Genomic DNA, 17,594 nt, shown 5'->3' on the forward strand with positions numbered 1-17,594 from the left:
CAACAGCAACACATACTACGAGGCGCGGCTGATCGGAGCGACCACGGAGTAGGTGCTCGAGTCACCCTGGATGGCCTGGCTGGGTTTGCCATCGATGCTGACGGGAATGTCGCCCGCAATGGTCACACGGTTGAGCTTGCGGGGCTGGCCGTCGTAGTTGTCCGGTGCGTAGTGCTGCGTGATGCGGTTATCGAACAGGACCACCTGGTTGGGCTCCCAGTTCACCCGGACCACGTTCTCCGGACGCGTCACGTAGGCCTGCAGCAGGCGGATGATGTCCTTGGATTCGGTGTTGGACAGGCCCACGATCCTGAGCCGCTGCGCGAAGCCCCCAATAAACAATCCGCGCTCGCCGGTCAAAGGGTGGACCCGCACCACAGGGTGGGCGGTTTCGAACTTCAGCCGGGTGAATTCCTTGCGTCGTTCTTCCGCGTTGGAGTGCTCAAGGTTCTTGGGCACCGAGTAGTCGTAGTCGTTGGTGTGGATGGCCCACAGGGTGTCCGCGAAGTTCCGCAACTCCTCCGGAAGGTCCTGGTATGCCCCGGCCGAGGACGCGATCAGGGTCTCGCCACCGTAGGCGGGGAGATCGATGCTGCGCAGTGTGGAGGCCTGCGGCGGGTTGACCACGAAAGTGACGTCCGTGTGCCAATTGTTGGCCGAGCCATTCTCGCTGTCCACGGGCAGGACATTCTCTTCGCCGTCCACCGAAGCGACCGTCGGGTGCGCCTTGGTGAGCGGGCCGAAGTGGCTGGCGAACTTCACCTGGGCTTCGTCCGTGAGAATGTTGGCCTCGCGGAAAACAAGTGCCTTGTGCTCGTTCAGGGCTGCCCGGATCTGCGCAATGGTTTCTTCACCCAGGTCGCCGCTGATGTCCAGGCCACGGATTTCGGCGCCGATACGGGAGCCGAGTTTGGCGAACTCGAGTTTGGTTTCGGTAATGACGGTCATGACGTGTTCCTTACTTGTTGAGATGGATCTTGTTGTGATGGTTGCGGCAGGTGCCGCGGGGTGGTTCAGGAAGCGGCAGCGCCAACAGCGGTCCGCCAGCGGGAGAAGTGCTTTTCAAGGGCAACCAGCAGGAAGTTCACGCCGAGCCCCAGCAAGGACACTGTGAGGATGCCCGCGTACATATCCGGGATGAGGAAGCTGCTCTGCGTATTCACGATCAGGTAACCCAGCCCAGCCTTGGCTCCCACCATTTCAGCGGCGATCAGCACCAGGATGGAGGCGGTGCCGGCCATGCGAATGCCCGTGAAGATCGTTGGTACAGCCGACGGGAGAATGAGCTTTTGGAAGAGCCTGAAGCTGTTGAGCCCCAAGGAGCGGGCGGCCCTGATCAGGAGCGGGTCCACGGTCTTCACACCGGCAATGGTGTTGAGGAGAACCGGGAAAAAGGCGGCGTACGCCACAATGCTGATCTTGGATTCTTCTCCGATGCCCAGCAGCAGCGTGAACACGGGAAGAAGAGCCAGCGCCGCTGTGTTGCGGAAAAGCTCCAAGAACGGGTTCAGCACCGAGTTCAGGCGTCCGTACCAAGCGATGAGCAAGCCCAGCGAGACACCCGCCACCAGGGCTGCGCCGAAGCCGGCCACGGACCGGGTGAGACTGGCCGCGATATGGCCTTGGATGGTGCCTGCTTCGAAGAGCTTGCCCCAGGCCAGCAGCACTTCGTGCAGCGGCGGGAGGAACACCCGGGTGGACGGGCTCGCCAAATATGTAGGTCCAAGCTCCCACAGTGCCAGGAAAGCCAGGACCGCTGCGGACTTCCACAGACCCGACCCCACGGCTCCGGCGACGCGTCGCGCTATGCCGGGTGCCGGCGTCGTACGCTCTTCAGTTGCCACCTGAGTAACGGAACGTTCGACGGCGTCACTTGGGTCAGGCGCGGTACCCGCCTTGGGCGCTGTGGCGGCAGTTTCGGCTTGAGTGAGTGTGGTGGTCATCAGGTGGCGCTCCGTTCGGTGATGGTTGCCGGTTCGTCCGGTGCGCTGCCGTCCGGCAGGATCTTGCGGTGCCCGGCGTCCTGGGCCCGGCGGACTTCGTCGTGCAGAAGAGTCCACACCTGGTGGCGGTGCTCCACAAAGGCGTGGTTGGAACGGATGTCCTCGTCGCCGTCGCGGTCCGGGATGTTGATGTCCACGATTTCCTTGAGCCGGCCGGGGCGGGCGCTCAGCACAGCAACGCGCTCGCCGAGGTACACAGCTTCATCGATGCCGTGCGTGATAAAGACGATGGTCTTGCCGGTGGCCTTCCAGATCCTGAGGAGCTCATCCTGAAGCTGCTCGCGGGTCTGGGCGTCCAAGGCTGCGAACGGCTCGTCCATCAGCAGCACATCCGGCTCGTAGGCCAGGCTTCGGGCGATGGCAACACGCTGTTTCATACCGCCGGAGAGTTCGTGAGGGTAGCGGTCCTCGAAGCCCGCGAGCCCCAGCAGGGCCAGGTATTCGCTGGCTTTCGCGGCGCGTTCGCGGCGATTCAGCTTCTTGCCATCCGGACCCACACCTTCGAGCCCGATGGAGACGTTGGCCGACGCCGTCCGCCACGGGAACAACGCATACTGCTGGAACACCACGGCGCGGTCCTTGCCCGGCCCGGTGACGGCTTTGCCATCCACCAGGACTTCACCGGAAGTCGGGGTGGAGAGCCCGGCCAGGAGGTCCAGGAGCGTGGTCTTGCCCGAGCCGCTGGGCCCTACCAGGGTGAGGAACTCGCCGTCGCGAACGTCCAGGCTCAAGGAATCTATGGCGGTGAGGCGGGTGGCGCTTGTGGTTTTGGTGGCCCGGACCGTGAATTCCTTGGTGACGTTCCGGAGGCTGATTTTGGCGGTCATGGCTATCCCTTCGCTGCAGCGAGCTCGTTGAACTCGTTCGTGTAGTACTTGGAAGGCGTGAGCTTGTCCTTGACGATTCCCGACGAGTTCAGCCAGGCCTCCCAGCGGGTGAAGTCCTCATCCTTGACCACACCGTTTTCCGGAACGCCGGGGCTCTTCCAGAACTTCAGGTTGGCTGTGCTCTCATTGCGGCCACGGCTCTCGATGATCTTGGTGTAGCGGGCAATGACCTCATCGCGGGGCGTTTCAGTGGCCCACTTGAGTGCTTTTGCGATGGCCGTGGTGAAGGTCCGGGTAGTGGTGGGGTTCTTCTCGATGAAGTCGTTGCGGAGCACAATCTGGCCGCCGGCGAACGTGCCGAACAGCTCGTAGTCGTTGAACAGGGACCTCAACCCACCGGCCTCGATGGCCCGGTCCTGCAGGACGCCGCCCAAGGTTCCCACGTCCACTTGTCCGCGGCGGATGGCTTCTTCGGTGTCATTCGGCGCGAGGGGCACCAGTTGGACTTGCTTGATCTCGTCCTGGCTGAGCCCGTTCTTGGTCAGGTACGTGTTGATGACGGCTTCATGGTGGGCGCCGAGTGTGTTGACGGCGATCTTCTTGCCGATCAGGTCCCGCGGTTCCTTGATGGCGCTGTCCGCTTTCACGTAGTAGCCGCTGAAGTTCTTCTCGTCCGCGCCGTAGTAGTTGATGACGCCTTTCACGGGCGCACCGGCTTCGATGAGTTTGGTGACGGCGCCGGTGAACGCGCCACCAAAATCGGTCTGGTTTGTGGCCGCTGACTGGATGTCCTGGGGGCCGCTGGTGGTGTTTCCCACCCACTTCAGCTTGACGTCACCCAGGTATCCAAGGTCTTCCGCCAATTCCGGGAAGGTGACCTGGTTGGCCCAGCCCTGGTACCGGAGTTCCGTGATTTCGTTGCCGGCTTGAGCGCCTTGCCCGGCTTCGGCTGCACCGCCGCAACCGGACACCGTCAGCCCTAGTACGACGGCGGCCGCGACGCTCAGCAGGGGCAGATGCAGTTTCATGGGAGCTACTTTCGATGGTTTGTGATCTGTTGGGTGGCCGGCTTAGGCAAGTGCTTGGGAGCCTTGCAACGGCTTGGGAACGATGTAAACCCATCCCGACGCCGACTGGGAAGTGCGGCGGTAACTCCCGGAAACCCTGCGAAACAGCCCGAAATGGAACGAAATCCGGGGCCATTCCCGGCAACCCTGGGACACAAAGACGCCGTGTTGAGCCCTGTGAACAACAGCGACAGGTGGGCCGGATATGACTGGCGCGTCCCGCCGTCGGGCGTTCATACTGCGGGACCCCACAGTCATATGGGGGTTTAGTTCGTATTGATCCTCACAACCGGGTGGAATTCTTCGCTGTGCGGGGTGCCGGACGGATACGGTAGATACATGACGTCTAGCATCGCCGCCGAATCTGTTCGGCCTACCCGCAATATTCCCGCCGACATTGCCCGTTCATGGCTCCTTGTGAATGCCATGAAGACGGAGCTTTTTGACGAATCCGCGGGTTCACGGGCAGACGCCATCATCCTTGACATCGAAGACGCCGTTGATCCTTCCCAGAAGGACATTGCCCGTGAGAACGTGGTCAACTGGCTGACCTCCGGTGGCAAGGCGTGGGTCCGCATCAATGACGCCACCAGCCCATTCTGGGCCGACGACCTTGCTGGATTGCGTGGCACCCCGGGCCTGCTCGGCGTCATGCTCGCCAAGACCGAGTCCGCTGACCAGGTCACAGAGTCCTACCACCGCATGGACGGCAAGACTCCCGTAGTCGCATTGGTTGAGTCCGCCCTCGGCATCGAGGAAGCAAACCACATCGCCCGTGCACAGGGTGCTTTCCGGCTTGCCTTCGGTTCCGGCGACTTCCGCCGCGACACCGGCATGGCGGCCACCCCGGAGGCCATGGCCTACCCGCGCGCAAAGCTCGTCGTCGCCAGCCGCGTTGGTAACCTGCCGGGCCCCATCGACGGCCCCACCGTCGGCACCAACCACCCCATCCTGCGTGAGCAGACGGGCATCACCGTGACCATGGGCATGACCGGCAAGCTCTGCCTGGCAATCGACCAGACCACCGTGATCAACGAGGTCATCAGCCCCACGCCTTCGGACGTCGCCTGGGCCACGGACTTCATGAACGACTTCGAGGCCAACGGCCGCGTCATCCGCGATGGTTCCGACCTCCCGCGCCTGGGCCGTGCTGAGAAGATCATGAAGCTCGCAGTGGCCTTCGGAGTTCAGCCTTCGCTGTAAGCATGCTTGTCCACGGGGTCGCTTGGGACACTTCGTCCCCTTCGCTGCGAATGTTCACGCCGGACGCGGAGTTCAGTGACGTTGCGTTGGTCCAGGGTTCAGCCCTGGGCCTTCGCGTAATCCCCGGATTGTGGTGCCTTGGCCACACCAAAGTCCACGGCCCCGGGGATCGGACGCATGTCCCGTGCCGCAGCGGTTCTCCAGCCGAGCGTGGGAAGCAATGCGGAGCCTGCTTCGCGCGGGACGACTCCCGGCTGATGCACGACTTCCACCGCGGCACGTCCGTACCCACCGGCCTCCGTGCCTACGTGATGCAACCGCACTGGCTCTACGTGGCGACGTTCGCCAACGGTGCCAGCAAAGTGGGTACGGCCTCTGCTCCGCGCAAGTGGAAACGGCTCGCCGAACAGGGCGCTGTCCACGCTGCCTATGTGGCGCACACCGAGGACGGCCGCGTCGTTCGTGTTCTCGAGGACTTGGTGACGCGCGAGCTTGGCCTCGTCCAGCAAGTCCGCTCCGCTTCCAAGGCTGCGGGCCTCGTGGAGCCGCGTGCCGGCGTCGAGCTTTTGACGCTGAACCGTCAGCACGCTGGCCGGGTGCGCGAGCTTCTAGGTGGTTTGGCGATGACCGGCTATTCCGTTGTGGAGGAAGAGTGGGAGCGGCCCGCCTTTGCGGAGCGGCTCTGTGTTCCTGCTGCCGAAGGGGTCCGTCGCCACGCATACCCGGCAACGTTCGACGGCGGCGGGCACGGTTTGCGGATCCGCTCCCTGTCGGGGGCGATCGCCTTGGCGGGCCTCCCGGATGCTTCGGGTAACGAGGTAGAGGGCAGTTTTGTGGCGGACCTGGGTGCTTTGAAGGGCCGCAAGATCGAGTTCGGCCCGCACACCACGGAAATCCCGGCGCTGCAGGACTCCTTGTTCTAATGCGTTGTGGGCCTCGCAACGCCCCCCCTTTGCGTTGTGAGGCCCGCTATGCAGGGTATTTCGGGGTTTTAGGGTGCAGAGTAGGCCTCGCAACGCCCCCCCTTTGCGTTGTGAGGCCCGCTTTGCAGGGTATTTCGGGGTTTTAGGGTGCAGAGTAGGCCTCGCAACGCACCCCGTAGACTTGGATGGTGCTGGAACAATTTTGGGCTACGGCCTCTACGTCTTACAAAGTGCTGGTTTTCAGCGCCATGGGGCTGATCGCCGTCGGGCTCATCCTGTCCATTGTGGGGAATACCTCCGGCAACCAAGGTCTGGCCATTGCTTCGTTGCCCGTCATTGGCGTCGGCCTGGTGCTCCACGTCGCCGGACTGGTGGTTCGGGGCCAGAAGATCCGCAAGAGCTACAAGAAGTAACCTCTTCACCCAAGCAACCCGCTGCGTCCGGGCTCCCGGGGCCGATAGGGTTGGACCATGAGTATCAATCCGGACTTGCAGGGCCGAAGCTACCCTGCCGCAGAGGTATACGACGTCGGGCGTGAAAAGATCCGCGAGTTCGCAAAGGCTGTAAAAGCCAGCAACCCGGCGCATTTTGATGTTGAGGCAGCCAAGGCCCTGGGCCACAGTGACCTCGTAGCCCCGCCGACTTTCGCCATCATCGTCGCCCAGCGTGCTGACGCCCAGTTGGTCCAGGACCCGGAGTCGGGCATCGACTTTTCCCGTGTGGTCCACGCCGACCAGCGTTTCACGCACCACCGAGCCATCGTTGCCGGCGACCGCCTTGTTGCCGAATTGCATGTTGACGGCGTCCGGGCCATGGGCGGGGGAGCGATGATCACCACCCGCTCTGAGATTTCCACCGAAGCCGGCGAAAAGGTCGCCACCACAACCTCGTCCATCCTGGTCCGCGGAGAGGGACAGTAACCATGAGCCCAACATTCGAAGAACTGACGGTCGGCCAGGAAATCGGCACCCGCAGCATTGACGTCACCCGTCAGGACCTGGTCAAGTACGCCGGAGCATCGGGCGACTTCAACCCCATCCACTGGAACGAATCGTTCGCAACCTCCGTGGAACTGCCGGGTGTCATCGCGCACGGCATGTTCACCATGGGTGCCGCAGTGCAGTTGGTGAGCGACTGGGCAGTCGACCCCGCCGCCGTCGTCGATTACCAGACCCGCTTCACCAAGCCCGTCCTCGTCACCGACACTACCGGGACCGATGAGGCGGGTGCTGTCATCGACGTCACCGGCGTGGTGGGAGCGCTCGACGCCGATGCCCGCACCGCACGCATTGATCTCACCGTCGTTGCGGGCGGACAGAAGGTCCTCATGAAGTCGCAGGCGGTTGTGAAGGTCTCTTGAACCAACCGAACACCACTCAACGGCGCGCTACTTCGACTGACATGTCGCGGTGGCGCGCCGCTGTTCTTGCTTCATATGGGGCCAGCGGTATCGCGTTCGCCACCTGGGTTTCCCGGCTCCCTGCCATCCGTGACGGGCTGAATCTCACGCCTGGTGGCATCGGCCTCTTGCTCATGTGCATGACGGTGGCCTCGTTCATTTCGATCTCCGCCTCGGGGCTTATTGTGTTGCGGCTCGGTCCCAAGCTGACCACGAGGATCGGCAGCTGCATGGTGGGTGCGGGCCTTGTCATCGTGGGTGTGGGCACCTCTATGGCAGCCAATCCGCTGGTGGTGGCCGCAGGCTTGGTAGTCCTGGGTCTGGGTACGGCCAGTTGGAACACTGCGTCCAATGTGGAAGGGGCCTCGCTTGAACGCGAATTGCAACGGCACATCATGCCGCACTTGCACGGCGCTTTCAGCCTCGGAACCGTCGCCGCTGCGGGGTTCGGTGCCTGGGCCGCTGCCATCCATATGCCGGTGTTCTGGCATTTCCTGATCTCGGGTGTGGTTGTAGCGTCATCCGTGGTTACCGCAACCTTCTGGTTCCGTGCGGAAAAGACCGCTGCAGCCACGCACACGTACCGCGCCGAAGAAACCGACACTTTCCAGGATCCGTCCACGGGCCCGCTGCCCATCATCTCCGGAGACGCGGCCGGCCCTCAGACGGACGCCGGCAAAGCCGCCGCTCCACTGGATAACAAGCGGCTCGTGGCCCTTGCCTGGCGTGACCGAAGGACTTTGCTGATCGGCGTCCTGGTCCTCGGCTTGGCGTTAGCCGAAGGAGCCGCGGGGGACTGGGTTGCACTGGCACTCGCTGATGGTTACGGGCAGTCCGATGCCGCTGGGGCTGTCGGTTATGGGCTCTTCGTCACCTTCATGACCATCGGGCGTTTCACTGGCACTGTCATCCTGGATCGATTTGGACGTGTAGTGGTGATGCGCTGGTGCTCGGCCACCGCCGTCGTGGGCCTTGCGCTGTTTGTTTTTGCTCCGGTTCCATGGCTCGCGTTTGTAGCCTTGGCGGTGTGGGGCCTTGGTGCCTCACTCGGATTCCCCGTGGGGATGTCTGCCGCTGCCGACGATCCTGTGCACGCGGCGGCCCGCGTGTCAGTGGTGTCCACCATTGGTTACGGCGCTTTCTTGTGCGGACCTCCGCTCCTGGGGCTGTTGGCCGAACATTTCGGCATCCTGCATTCGCTGCTGGCACCCCTGGTACTGCTGGTGGTCAGCTTCTTCCTGGCACCATTGGCCGGTCAACAGAAGGCGAAGTCAGCGCACGCCAGCTAAGCCCGTTAGGCTTGATTGGTGACCCAAACGCTGCTTTCCGAACTGACCACTGCTGCCGTCGGCGGCCCCGCGGGCAACTATGTTGAGGCCCGCACCGAGGCAGAAATTATCGACGCCGTCCGGTCGGCCGACGCTGCCGGTGAAAAACTCCTGATCATCGGCGGTGGCTCCAACCTCCTGATTTCCGACGAAGGCTACCCCGGTACCGTTCTCCGAATCGCCTCCGAAGGATTCACCGTGAACTCCGAAGACAGCTGTGGAGGCGTGTCCGTCGTAGTGCAGGCAGGCCACAACTGGGACGCCCTGGTGGAACACACGGTGCTTCACGCCTGGTCAGGCCTGGAAGCATTGTCCGGTATTCCGGGAGCGACCGGAGCCACCCCCGTGCAGAACGTAGGAGCCTACGGCGCCGATGTTTCACAGACCATTGCAGCTGTCCGTACCTGGGACCGCGAACGCAACGCAGTGCAGACATTCACCAACTCCGAGCTCAAGTTCGGATACCGCGATTCCATCCTGAAGCAGACCACAGTTGAGGGCTCGCCCCGCTACGTGGTGCTGACAGTGGAGTTCCAGTTGCCGCTGGGACGGATGAGTGCCCCCATCAAGTACGCCGAGCTGGCCCGTGTACTGGGCGTCGAGGCAGGCAAGCGCGCCTACTCCAATGATGTGCGCAGGGAAGTCCTCCGGCTCCGCGCGTCCAAGGGCATGGTCCTGGACTCAGCAGACCGCGACACCTATTCCACGGGCTCATTTTTCACCAACCCGATCGTGCCGGCGGAGCGTGCCTCAGCCCTGCCGGAGAACGCGCCAAGGTATCCCGCTGGCGACGACGGGCTCGTGAAGCTCTCCGCTGCGTGGCTCATAGATCAGGCGGGATTTGGTAAAGGCTTCGGTCTTGAGGAATCCAGCGTCTCCGGTGGGCGGGCTTCCCTGTCCACCAAACACACACTTGCCATTACCAACAGGGGTTCAGCAACGGCTACGGACATGGTGGCCATCGCGCGTGAGGTGCGTTCCGGCGTCGTCGAGCGTTTTGGCATTGAACTGCACCCGGAACCATTGCTGATCGGCGTCAACCTCTAGCGAGTGCGGCGTTCGGCTATCGGCAGGACCTTGTTGAGCAGCAGGAACGTGAGGCCGCAGCTGACCGCTCCCAACAGGAAGATCTGGCTGAACGCGATACTTTGCGGCGACGGGCCGCTGGGCATGAACAGCCCGGCTGTGGCGAAGCCAACTAAACCCAGGAGCAGGACGATCGCTCCGAGCAGGAAGCTGCGGACTTGGGCTGCGGCTGCCGGGTAGAACCAGGGTTCGGGGGCGTCGTCGTCGCGGTCGGCTACGGGCTGGGTGGCGGCAGCGGTTCCGATGAGTAGCGCGGCTGCCGCAGTTGCCACCAGGCTGACCGTCTGAATGGCCTGCATTGAAGGGGAGAGGCTCACGCCGGTACCCACCGCCACGATCAGCCCGGCGCCGAGCCCGGCGAGCGTGCAGAACCAGCCGGCGGTAGCCAACCACCGGCTCATCGGCCGCACGAACGGAGCAAGATCACCAAAAAGCATGAACCCATCCTAGGATCTACTGCTGGGTGACGGCTGGGAGGCGCGGCAAGGTTCCCTGTGCTGGCCGGTCCTTTTAGGATGAAGCATGCCTGCCGAGAGAACCACTCCCACTCCGCGCGTCATGGGTCGGTTGCGGCTCGCCAGCCAAGGCCTGTTGGGCAGCGGCTTCACTACAGTTTCGGACGCGGTCCGGTGGATGACGGCCATGCAGGCGCAGGACCTCGGCTCAGCTTTGTGGGCAGTAGGCCAGCGTGTTCCGGGCACGGTTGCGTCGGATGTCCGGGCCGCCCTCGACGCCGGGACAGTGGTCCGCTCGTGGCCCATGCGCGGGACACTGCACCTGGTTGCCCCCGAGGACCTCCGCTGGATTCTGGGTATCACCAGCGACCGACTGATGAATTCACTGGCAGCTCGCCACCGTGAACTCGGCATCACGCCCGATGACATCAGCCATTGCCGGGACATCGCGTTCAAAACCACTGAGGTCCTTAAAGCAGGGGGTGCGCCAGGAGCCACACGGGAGCAGTTGTTCCAAGCGTTCGAGGAAGCCGGCCAGCTCACCAAGGCGCAACGTGGCATTCACTTGCTGGGGAGCCTCTGCCAACGTGCGTGGCTGGTCCAAGGGCCAATGGCAGGGACCAACGGCAAAGTGGGCGTGCAGCAGCTGTTCGCGCCGTTCGACGAGTGGATTCCGGAGTCCAGGCAGCTGGGACGCGAGGACGGAATTGTCGAGCTGCTGTTCCGCTACTTCCAGAGTCACGGCCCCGCAACCATCAAGGATTTTTCGTGGTGGAGCCAAGTGCCCCTGACGGAAGCGCGCCAAGCCCTGAACGAGGTACATGGCCGCCTGTTTGAGCTGCAGTTCGGTGGCACTAGTTACTGGCTCTCGCCGGAGACAGCAGAAATGCTCGACGACGGCGTCCCCGGCTCGCGCTCGTTCCTGGCGCTCCCGGGGTTCGATGAATTCTTGCTCGGGTATCAGGACCGGGACCTCGTGCTGGCTCCCGAGCATGCGGAATTGGTGGTGCCTGGCAAGAATGGAGTCTTCAAAAGAATCATGGTGTCCGGCGGAGAAGTGGTGGGAACGTGGGCAAGGGCCGTGAGCGGAAAGACCATAGGTGTGGTGCCTGAACCATTCACGGGGCATCTGGGTCCGGCCGCTGAGCGTTCGTTCCAAGCCCAGGGCCGTGCCTACCTGAAGTTCATGGCCGGCTGAACCCGCCGGAAGAGTGCCAGGCAGAACCCCTAAGACGTCGAAAACCCGCTGTTCCGTTGCTGGGCAGCAACGGAACAGCGGGTTAGCGACGTGCTAAGCCGGGCAGGATTAGAGCTTGCCTGTCACAATGTTGAGCATGCGGCGGAGCGGCTCGGCTGCACCCCACAGGAGCTGGTCTCCCACGGTGAAGGCGCTGATGTATTCCGGGCCCATTTCGAGCTTGCGGATACGGCCCACAGGGATGTCCAGAGTGCCGGAAGCGGCCACGGGCGTCAGGTCAGCCATGGAGGCTTCCTTGGTGTTGGGAACAACCTTGGCCCATTCGTTGTCCTTGGCCAGGAGATTCTCGATTTCGGTCACGGACAGGTCTTCGCGCAGCTTGAGCGTAAGGGCCTGGGAGTGGGAACGCATGGCGCCGATGCGGACGCACAGGCCGTCCATGGCGATGTGGTCCTTGCCTGCGGTGCCATTGCCGGTGCCGAGGATCTTGTTGGTCTCCACCCCGGCCTTCCACTCTTCCTTGGACTGGCCGTTGCCGAGATCGGCGTCGATCCACGGAATGAGGGAGCCAGCCAGCGGCACGCCGAACTGGGTGGCGTCAACGCCGGTGCGCTGGGCAGCGAGGACCTTGTGGTCGATTTCGAGGATGGCCGATGCAGGATCGTCCAGTTCGCTGCTGACCTCGTTGTTGAGGGTGCCGAACTGGTTGAGGAGTTCACGCATGTGCCGGGCGCCGCCACCTGAAGCTGCCTGGTATGTCATGGAGGTGCCCCACTCGACCAGGTTGTTCTTGAAGAGACCGCCGAGGCCCATCAGCATGCAGGAAACCGTGCAGTTGCCGCCGATGAAGTCCTTCACCCCACCGGACAGGCCGGCGTCGATGACATCGCGGTTGATGGGGTCCAAAACGATGATCGAGTCGTCGTTCATGCGCAGGGTGGAAGCAGCATCGATCCACAAGCCATCCCAGCCGCGGTTGCGGAGTTCGCCGTGGACCTGCTTGGTGTAGTCGCCACCCTGGGCGGTGACAATAATCGGCAGCTTGGCCAGCGTCTCAATATCGAACGCATCCTCGAGCTTGCCGGCCCCCTCAGCAAAGGACGGGGCGGCACCTCCTGCGTTCGAGGTGGAGAAAAATACCGGGTTGATGTTGGCGAAGTCGTTCTCTTCCTGCATGCGCTGCATCAGGACGGAGCCGACCATGCCACGCCAACCGACCAGTCCAACGGACGGATTAGCTGCTGTAGTCATTCACCAAGTCTAAACTTTCGGAGCGAACTGCCGCTGTTGGTTACGTCACGCACACGCTGCACGACGACGGCACTCGCTGTGGCGGAACCAGGAGGCTGACGCGCGTGGCTAGCGGCTGCTGGCGTCGGGTTCCTGGAGAAGGAGGGCTTTGCGCTTGCGCAGGGCAAAGAAAGCACCAAACGTAAAGACCTGCGTGACAACGATCAGCACGATAATCCCGGCAATCCTGTTGCCGCCCAAGATCATGGTGAGGCCCACAATGGCAGATATCAGGGCGAAGAGCGGCAGCAGCATATAGCCCAGCACGAACAAGGTTTCAGGTTTTTTCAGCATGCTTAGTCTTCCTGGGTTTCCTGGCTAGCGTTCCGGCGCCATGTGGTGAACCGGTAGTTGGTGCCGTTTTTAGCAGTGAGCCAGCCTTCGGGCGGGGCTACCGCGTCGAAGGTCCAATCCTCACCGAGTTCCGGTGCGAAGGTGTCGCCTTCCAGCTCGGCATCAATAATGGTGACTACGGCCAAGTTAGCGATGCCCATGGACTGTTCAAAGATTTCGCCGCCGCCGATAATCCACACTTTCTGGCCCCCGGGGGCGAACTGAGATTCCAGCAGTGCCGCATCAAGGGATGAAACCACGACGGCGCCCTGGGCCTCGGGCGTGGACGCCCAGTCGGCGTTGCGGGTCACCACAATGTTGGTCCGGCCGGGAAGCGGACGGTACTTTTCGGGGAAGGACAGCCAGGTCTTGCGGCCCATGATGACGGGGTGCCCCGTAGTGAGCTGGCTGAAGTGCTTCAAGTCCTCGGGCAGGTGCCACGGCATGGAGCCGTCCTTACCGATCACGCCGGACTTGGTTTGGGCCCAGATCAGTCCGATGCCCGTCATTCGGGCCGCGGTCTCCTGGGTGAAGATGACGCCGGGAAGCTGGGATGGAGTCTCAGGGGTAGGCACGCTCATACTGCAATCGGCGCCTTGATGGTGGGGTGGTGGCGGTAATCCACAACCTCGAAGTCATCCAGCGTGTAATCGAAGATGGAGTCCGGCTTGCGGAGGATCTTCAACTGCGGGTACTCGTACGGCTCGCGGCTGAGCTGCTCGGCAACCTGGTCAACGTGATTGTCGTAGACATGGACATCGCCGCCGGTCCAGACGAATTCGCCGGGATCGAGTCCAAGCTGCTGCGCCACCATGCGCGTCAGCAGGGCGTAGGAGGCAATATTGAAGGGGACGCCCAGGAACGTGTCCGCGGAGCGCTGGTACAGCTGGCAGGACAACTTGCCGTCCGCCACATAGAACTGGAAGAACGCATGGCACGGCGGCAACGCCATGTCCTTGAGCTCGGACACGTTCCAAGCCGACACAATGTGGCGCCGGGAATCGGGGTTGGCCGCCAGATTGGTTATCAGCTCAGAGATCTGGTCGATGTGCCCGCCGTCGGGAGTGGGCCAACTGCGCCACTGCACACCGTACACAGGGCCCAATTCGCCGTCGGCATCCGCCCATTCGTCCCAGATGGAGACGCCCTGATCCTGCATCCACTTCACGTTCGAGTCACCGCGCAGGAACCACAGGAGTTCTACTGCCACGGACTTGAAGTGAACCCGCTTGGTGGTGATGAGCGGGAAGCTTTCGGCGAGATCGAACCTCAGCTGGCGGCCAAAAACGCTGCGCGTTCCCGTTCCGGTGCGGTCCGACTTGTGTGTGCCGTTGGCCATGACGTCGCGCAGAAGGTCTTCATATGGGGTGGGGATGCTCACGAGTCCAGCTTACTTGTTTGGGCAAGTCGTCCCCGAAGCAGGTCTACGAGCGATTCGTCACCTATGCCTATGTCGCGCGACGTTCGAATCAAATCGTCGACGGCGGCAATAACCGCGGCGTCTCCGCCCGCCACGGCACGCGTCGGCTGAGGTGGCCCGACGACGATAGTCCCGTTTCGCCGTCGTGATTCAATCAATCCCGACTGCTCAAGTTCTTTATAGGCGCGAGCCACAGTTCCGGCGGCGATACCAAGATCGGCGGCCAGGCTGCGGACCGTGGGAAGCCGGCTCCCGGGTTCCAAAACCCCTACCGCAATCAGCGAGCTGAGTTGTCGTCGGATCTGCTCGTAGGGCGGCACCGGATCGGAAAGGTCCAAGGTAATTCCGGCAGTCATTGTGCGCGTTCCCCATGTTTGACAGGCTCGCTGCGGGGGATGGCGCGGAACAGGCTGCGCACCGGTACCACCGAGACGATCACGGCGATGGCCGCCAGCACCATTCCGACCGTGATGGCCGGGCTGGGTGCCAGCGGATATTCGCCATCGCCCGGTGAGAACACGCTGTACCAGGCATCGCCGGTGATCATCAGCAGCGCTCCCGCCTGCCCCAGGCAGTATGCGGCCAGTGTCCTCAAGATTCGATACATGCTGATGGCCCTCAGGGCGGCGTCCAGGCCTCTGTCACCATCCCCTTCCGGAATACCACGACGCCGGCGCACGACGAGGATGGCCACCGTACCTGTTCCGGCAACCGCAGCAGAGAGCAGAAGAACAGCGTGCCATGTCCCGGGGACAAAGGGCTGTTCTTCCGCGGCCACGGCCACGGCGAAGGCTACTGCCACGGCAAGCACCAATGCGCTTCCGATCGCGAAGGAGAGCAATCCTCGCGAAACGGGCTGTCGCGGCCAGTGGATTGGCGCTTCGGTTCGTCCGTAATTTCGCGCCATCAACGCCTCACCCACCGCAATGGCCGACAGCAGAGTCGCGGCAGCAATGGCGGTCAGGACGGGAAAAGGCCATGGATTGAGAGGACGCACGGCGACAAGGATCACCACCACTCCGGCCAGGAGCGCGAGTCCGCCCACGACGCCCAACACCGCGCCAAGGGAGATGGTGAGCCGGACAGCGCCGTGCGTTCGGGAATCGGCGCGCAGCGTGTTTGCGCTCGTGGTTTTCCGGACTTTGAGAAGCGACGGGAGTTCAGGGACCTTCCACCACAACATGGCGAGGAGCACTGCCATGTTGACAATCCCCAGGACATTGAACCAGGACGACTGCCACACTGCACCCGGCTCCGGTTGTGCCGCGAAGTTGCCGGCGATGGAAGCCAGCCCTGCGGCGATGGTCGCGACGGTCCGGAGTAGCCGGTTAGTGGCAATGGTCCGGAGTGTTCGATTGTCGTCGGCGTCGAGGGTTTCCAACTGCCTGCGCCGGGCGATCAGGAGAAGGACCACCCAGGTTCCCAGGGCCAGGACCAGCAAAGCCCCGCCCAGCCACAGCGCCATATCCGAGCCCGGAATCCGACCGTCCTGCCCTTGAAACGTCGTAGTGGGGGCGGAGGGTGCGTTGGGCTGCTGGGGGGAAGCCGGCGGCGCAGGCTGTGCCGGCACCAGGGCGGCGTGCCCAGGCAACGCTGCGATCCATGCAATGGCCAACGCTGCGTAGAGAAAGATCACGCCTGTGGTCCGCGCAAGATTTCGGGGAAGGAAGTCCCTGATTCTGCGGACCGTCAGTTCCGCGTATCTGCGGGGTGCCTTCGGTGCAGGGTAGCTCAGTTGACCCAAGGCGTGAACGGCGAGGCAGGCCAGGACGGGCCAGGCTAGAGCGACGCCGATCTGGTCCGGAGTTGCGGGGGCGCTGGAACCCATGGGGTTCGCGCGAATGATCCCCGCGTCCATGGCACCCTGCAGGGAACTGGCCATCCACCCGATGATGCCTACCCACCACCCGTGGGAGGCAACGGCCTGGGCATCCGGCTTGGACCAGACCTGCATGCGCAGAAACAAGTACAGGATGACGGCGCCGATTACAGGCCCCAGGAAAAACAACGTTGGCAGAACAACCACAGCAAGACCCCCACATCTTTTGTATCAATCTACTGATACAAAGAAGTGAGGGTCAAGCAAGCAGTTCCTAGTCGTCGAAAGGCTTGACCTGCTCAACGGACACTATTTTCCGTTCAGACCCGCGAGCTACCTGGCAAACAATGACCTCACCCGGCGACAGGTAGGGATCAGCGGAAGGCAGCAGGTTCCGCAGGGCCTGTGACATGTGTTGGCCCAACTGCTTCAGCGCCGTGGGCAGGGCGGGGCGATGCGTACACACAGCGATCGGCACTTGCTTGTCGAACAGGGCCTCAACAGCGGCTGCGGTTTTCTTGGGGGAGCGTTGGTGGGTGTGCTCGGTGAGTGCTTCCACCAGTTTCACCTTGGCTCCGCTGGCCTTGGCATAGGGGGCGATAGTGGCGACACAACGCGCCCAAGGGCTGGTCACCACACGTTGCGGTTTCCACACCTCCAAAAGGCGCTGGACAGCCACTGCCTGCCGTTGGCCCGTTGCTGCCAAGGGGCGGTCGCCCTCGGCTTTTGTCCATGAGGAGCGCGGCTTCGCTTTGGCATGGCGGATCAGTACCAACGGCCACGTGTCCAGTTCCCCGCGGACGTGGGCCTTCTCGAGGTATTCGAGCGGCTCCACGTCCGTAGGGTTGCTCAGGAAGCTGGCAGCCCGGTCCGGGCTGCACCACATGACGCTGTCCACTTCTTTGCCGTCGGGCCGGAGCTGCGCTCCATTGACCTTGACCGCCCAGTACCGGACCACCTTCAAGCCGGCAGCTACATGGTAGTGAATAGCTGGAAGAGGTATGCCCAGTGGTGCCTGTAGGCCTATCTCTTCCCACACTTCACGGGCGGCGCATTCGGGAACTGTTTCGCCGGCGTCGAGCTTTCCTTTGGGCCATGACCAATCGTCGTAACGGGGGCGGTGGATCAGGAGAACCTCAAGGGCACCTTTGGTGACGCGCCATGGAATCGCGCCGGCGGCTACAACGGCCACCGGCTCGCCGGGGTGATCTGTTTGATCTGCCACGGGGGTATCGCTGTTCAA

At 62.8% G+C, this 17,594-nt stretch carries 20 protein-coding genes; 8 read left to right on the plus strand and 12 right to left on the minus strand.

Going from position 1 to position 17,594, the window contains the following annotated elements; all coding sequences use genetic code 11:
- Positions 1-15 precede the first annotated feature (15 nt).
- The 4 genes from AC6CH8_RS12280 to AC6CH8_RS12295 all read right to left on the minus strand — a co-directional run bounded on the left by AC6CH8_RS12280 (position 16) and on the right by AC6CH8_RS12295 (position 3,858).
- On the minus strand, positions 16-948 hold the full coding sequence (locus AC6CH8_RS12280) for a TauD/TfdA dioxygenase family protein (RefSeq protein ID WP_498190821.1): 933 nt from the start codon (positions 946-948) through the stop codon (positions 16-18).
- A gap of 65 nt (positions 949-1,013) precedes the next feature.
- Positions 1,014-1,943, minus strand: a complete 930-nt coding sequence (locus AC6CH8_RS12285; protein ID WP_498190823.1) for an ABC transporter permease — start codon at positions 1,941-1,943, stop codon at positions 1,014-1,016.
- The gene (locus AC6CH8_RS12290; RefSeq protein WP_498190825.1) at positions 1,943-2,830 is read right to left on the minus strand and encodes an ABC transporter ATP-binding protein; all 888 of its coding nucleotides are present in this window, start codon (positions 2,828-2,830) and stop codon (positions 1,943-1,945) included. Before AC6CH8_RS12290 ends, AC6CH8_RS12285 begins: the two co-directional genes overlap by 1 nt.
- Before the next feature lie 2 nt (positions 2,831-2,832).
- Positions 2,833-3,858 carry an ABC transporter substrate-binding protein gene (locus tag AC6CH8_RS12295; RefSeq protein WP_498190827.1) on the minus strand — a complete coding sequence of 342 codons (1,026 nt, stop codon included), beginning with the start codon at positions 3,856-3,858 and terminating at the stop codon, positions 2,833-2,835.
- Positions 3,859-4,236: 378 nt separating this feature from the next.
- Between AC6CH8_RS12295 and AC6CH8_RS12300 the strand changes: the two genes are divergently transcribed.
- The 7 genes from AC6CH8_RS12300 to AC6CH8_RS12330 all read left to right on the plus strand — a co-directional run bounded on the left by AC6CH8_RS12300 (position 4,237) and on the right by AC6CH8_RS12330 (position 9,797).
- Complete coding sequence (locus tag AC6CH8_RS12300) at positions 4,237-5,100, plus strand: HpcH/HpaI aldolase/citrate lyase family protein (RefSeq protein WP_091469072.1); 864 nt, start codon at positions 4,237-4,239, stop codon at positions 5,098-5,100.
- A gap of 2 nt (positions 5,101-5,102) precedes the next feature.
- The gene (locus AC6CH8_RS12305; RefSeq protein ID WP_498190829.1) at positions 5,103-6,023 is read left to right on the plus strand and encodes a DUF2797 domain-containing protein; all 921 of its coding nucleotides are present in this window, start codon (positions 5,103-5,105) and stop codon (positions 6,021-6,023) included.
- A 188-nt stretch (positions 6,024-6,211) separates the two neighbouring features.
- Entirely contained in the window at positions 6,212-6,436 is a 225-nt protein-coding gene (locus tag AC6CH8_RS12310) for a DUF3188 domain-containing protein (RefSeq protein ID WP_054809088.1), read from the plus strand.
- Between the two features lie 57 nt (positions 6,437-6,493).
- Complete coding sequence (locus AC6CH8_RS12315) at positions 6,494-6,943, plus strand: FAS1-like dehydratase domain-containing protein (RefSeq protein WP_024817634.1); 450 nt, start codon at positions 6,494-6,496, stop codon at positions 6,941-6,943.
- A gap of 2 nt (positions 6,944-6,945) precedes the next feature.
- A complete protein-coding gene (locus tag AC6CH8_RS12320) occupies positions 6,946-7,383 on the plus strand; it encodes a MaoC family dehydratase (RefSeq protein WP_091469068.1) in 438 nt (145 codons plus the stop codon).
- A complete protein-coding gene (locus AC6CH8_RS12325; protein ID WP_498190832.1) occupies positions 7,380-8,711 on the plus strand; it encodes an MFS transporter in 1,332 nt (443 codons plus the stop codon). The genes AC6CH8_RS12320 and AC6CH8_RS12325 overlap by 4 nt, the downstream gene beginning before the upstream one ends.
- A gap of 18 nt (positions 8,712-8,729) precedes the next feature.
- On the plus strand, positions 8,730-9,797 hold the full coding sequence (locus tag AC6CH8_RS12330; RefSeq protein ID WP_178997240.1) for a UDP-N-acetylmuramate dehydrogenase: 1,068 nt from the start codon (positions 8,730-8,732) through the stop codon (positions 9,795-9,797).
- Here AC6CH8_RS12330 and AC6CH8_RS12335 read toward each other — a convergent pair.
- Positions 9,794-10,273, minus strand: coding sequence for a hypothetical protein (locus tag AC6CH8_RS12335; RefSeq protein WP_017200236.1), 480 nt, complete (start codon positions 10,271-10,273; stop codon positions 9,794-9,796). The genes AC6CH8_RS12330 and AC6CH8_RS12335 overlap by 4 nt on opposite strands.
- An 85-nt stretch (positions 10,274-10,358) precedes the next feature.
- On the opposite strand from AC6CH8_RS12335, the gene AC6CH8_RS12340 reads away from it, so the two are divergent.
- On the plus strand, positions 10,359-11,489 hold the full coding sequence (locus AC6CH8_RS12340; protein WP_498190835.1) for a winged helix DNA-binding domain-containing protein: 1,131 nt from the start codon (positions 10,359-10,361) through the stop codon (positions 11,487-11,489).
- Between the two features lie 108 nt (positions 11,490-11,597).
- Here AC6CH8_RS12340 and asd read toward each other — a convergent pair whose 3' ends face one another.
- From asd to AC6CH8_RS12375, 7 genes are all read right to left on the minus strand, one after another.
- Positions 11,598-12,740, minus strand: a complete 1,143-nt coding sequence (gene asd / locus AC6CH8_RS12345; RefSeq protein WP_091469060.1) for an aspartate-semialdehyde dehydrogenase — start codon at positions 12,738-12,740, stop codon at positions 11,598-11,600.
- Positions 12,741-12,848: 108 nt separating this feature from the next.
- Positions 12,849-13,073: an NF038396 family protein gene (locus AC6CH8_RS12350; RefSeq protein ID WP_498190837.1), complete on the minus strand. Its 225-nt coding sequence runs from the start codon at positions 13,071-13,073 to the stop codon at positions 12,849-12,851.
- A gap of 2 nt (positions 13,074-13,075) precedes the next feature.
- Positions 13,076-13,693 (minus strand): dihydrofolate reductase, encoded by a 618-nt coding sequence (locus tag AC6CH8_RS12355; RefSeq protein WP_498190839.1) that lies wholly within the window; start codon positions 13,691-13,693, stop codon positions 13,076-13,078.
- On the minus strand, positions 13,690-14,493 hold the full coding sequence (locus tag AC6CH8_RS12360) for a thymidylate synthase (protein ID WP_498190841.1): 804 nt from the start codon (positions 14,491-14,493) through the stop codon (positions 13,690-13,692). The genes AC6CH8_RS12355 and AC6CH8_RS12360 overlap by 4 nt, the downstream gene beginning before the upstream one ends.
- Positions 14,490-14,888, minus strand: coding sequence for a GntR family transcriptional regulator (locus AC6CH8_RS12365; protein ID WP_498190843.1), 399 nt, complete (start codon positions 14,886-14,888; stop codon positions 14,490-14,492). Before AC6CH8_RS12365 ends, AC6CH8_RS12360 begins: the two co-directional genes overlap by 4 nt.
- Positions 14,885-16,558 (minus strand): hypothetical protein, encoded by a 1,674-nt coding sequence (locus tag AC6CH8_RS12370; RefSeq protein ID WP_498190845.1) that lies wholly within the window; start codon positions 16,556-16,558, stop codon positions 14,885-14,887. Before AC6CH8_RS12370 ends, AC6CH8_RS12365 begins: the two co-directional genes overlap by 4 nt.
- 67 nt (positions 16,559-16,625) lie before the next feature.
- Positions 16,626-17,594, minus strand: coding sequence for an NUDIX hydrolase (locus AC6CH8_RS12375; RefSeq protein ID WP_498190847.1), 969 nt, complete (start codon positions 17,592-17,594; stop codon positions 16,626-16,628).

The sequence above is a fragment of the Paenarthrobacter sp. GQ52 genome, from assembly GCF_059759005.1.

Bases quoted from the DNA above. Each gene is read 5' to 3' on its own strand.
- AC6CH8_RS12280 (WP_498190821.1), bottom strand. From the start codon at position 948: ATGACCGTCATTACCGAAACCAAACTCGAGTTCGCCAAACTCGGCTCC.
- AC6CH8_RS12285 (WP_498190823.1), bottom strand. From the start codon at position 1,943: ATGACCACCACACTCACTCAAGCCGAAACTGCCGCCACAGCGCCCAAG.
- AC6CH8_RS12290 (WP_498190825.1), bottom strand. From the start codon at position 2,830: ATGACCGCCAAAATCAGCCTCCGGAACGTCACCAAGGAATTCACGGTC.
- AC6CH8_RS12295 (WP_498190827.1), bottom strand. From the start codon at position 3,858: ATGAAACTGCATCTGCCCCTGCTGAGCGTCGCGGCCGCCGTCGTACTA.
- AC6CH8_RS12300 (WP_091469072.1), top strand. From the start codon at position 4,237: ATGACGTCTAGCATCGCCGCCGAATCTGTTCGGCCTACCCGCAATATT.
- AC6CH8_RS12305 (WP_498190829.1), top strand. From the start codon at position 5,103: ATGCTTGTCCACGGGGTCGCTTGGGACACTTCGTCCCCTTCGCTGCGA.
- AC6CH8_RS12315 (WP_024817634.1), top strand. From the start codon at position 6,494: ATGAGTATCAATCCGGACTTGCAGGGCCGAAGCTACCCTGCCGCAGAG.
- AC6CH8_RS12320 (WP_091469068.1), top strand. From the start codon at position 6,946: ATGAGCCCAACATTCGAAGAACTGACGGTCGGCCAGGAAATCGGCACC.
- AC6CH8_RS12335 (WP_017200236.1), bottom strand. From the start codon at position 10,273: ATGCTTTTTGGTGATCTTGCTCCGTTCGTGCGGCCGATGAGCCGGTGG.
- AC6CH8_RS12340 (WP_498190835.1), top strand. From the start codon at position 10,359: ATGCCTGCCGAGAGAACCACTCCCACTCCGCGCGTCATGGGTCGGTTG.
- asd (WP_091469060.1), bottom strand. From the start codon at position 12,740: ATGACTACAGCAGCTAATCCGTCCGTTGGACTGGTCGGTTGGCGTGGC.
- AC6CH8_RS12350 (WP_498190837.1), bottom strand. From the start codon at position 13,073: ATGCTGAAAAAACCTGAAACCTTGTTCGTGCTGGGCTATATGCTGCTG.
- AC6CH8_RS12355 (WP_498190839.1), bottom strand. From the start codon at position 13,693: ATGAGCGTGCCTACCCCTGAGACTCCATCCCAGCTTCCCGGCGTCATC.
- AC6CH8_RS12365 (WP_498190843.1), bottom strand. From the start codon at position 14,888: ATGACTGCCGGAATTACCTTGGACCTTTCCGATCCGGTGCCGCCCTAC.